This window comes from uncultured Metabacillus sp. (genome assembly GCF_947503125.1).
Classification (GTDB): domain Bacteria; phylum Bacillota; class Bacilli; order Bacillales; family Bacillaceae; genus Metabacillus.
The window spans coordinates 1-1,039 of sequence record NZ_CANNCR010000161.1; the positions used below are offsets into that span (position 1 = coordinate 1).

General features: G+C 41.3%; 1 protein-coding gene. It reads right to left on the reverse strand.

The window, feature by feature from the left end; genetic code table 11:
* Positions 1-88: 88 nt before the first annotated feature.
* Positions 89-1,039, reverse strand: a 951-nt coding sequence (locus Q1B07_RS26635; RefSeq protein ID WP_299095830.1) for an IS66 family transposase, incomplete at its 5' end; no start/stop codon positions are given.

A 1,039-nucleotide genomic window follows, 5' to 3' on the forward strand; every position in this document is an offset into this window, starting at 1 on the left:
GTAAGCCCGAATTATAAAAAATAAGCGCACCTTTCGGTCCGCATCACGAATAGCCGTAAATCCTGATTTTTTTAATCGAATTTACGGCTTATTTCAATTTTTGTCCACATTCGGCCTGAATCACTTTTGACCAGGGCATGTATTGATTTAAAATTTCAGGGTTTTGATGGATGCCGAGATTGGGTAGATCCGTCAAAAGTTTCTTTAAGTATTCGTAGAAATCTACACCGTTACTTTTGGCAGTTTCTGCGATACTCAGACAAATGGCGTTCGCTTTTGCGCCAGCTTCACTGACTGAGAAAAGCCAGTTTTTTCTGCCTACGACGTTGGGGCGGATGGCGTTTTCGGCTGGATTATTATCGATTTCAATGCGCCCATCGTTCAGGAATGCTCTGAGTCCATTTGCCCTGTTCAATGTATATTCAGCTGCTTTTGCTAGCGCATTTTTTCCGTAAAATGGTGACGTTTCAACCCATTCAAGGAATTTATCTACAATTGGCTTCGAGTATTTTTGGCGTTTTTTTCTTCGCTTACTCGGAGACAAATGTTTAAATTTCCTTTCAAGACGGTATAAATCGTCACAAAAGCTCACACCAATTTGGCCATTTTTGCTGTCTGCTTTTAGCCAATAGCGACGAACATGGGCCCAACAATTTGCGAAGGTAACACCTTCCAACTTATCATAGGCAGAATAACCATCGCAAATAATCGTTCCAGAAAAGCCTTCAATGAAATCTTCAAGGACAGATCGAGCCCGCGATAATGCGCTATGAAAGAGAGTTATAGGTGGCCCTTGGCAAGGAACACTTCGAGACACCCAATTATATGCATTAGTTTGACCCGATTTACCATCGGAACGGTAGAGAATTTGTCCATATGTTTCATCAATATGTAAAAGCGATTTATTCATCATCAAATCTTTCATTCTCTCGTAAATAGGCAATAACCAATCGTGTGATGCACGAATGACCCAATTCGAAAGGTTCTTATCATTGGTATTCAGGCCGTAGCGATCCCATTCCTTAACCTGGCGGTAAAG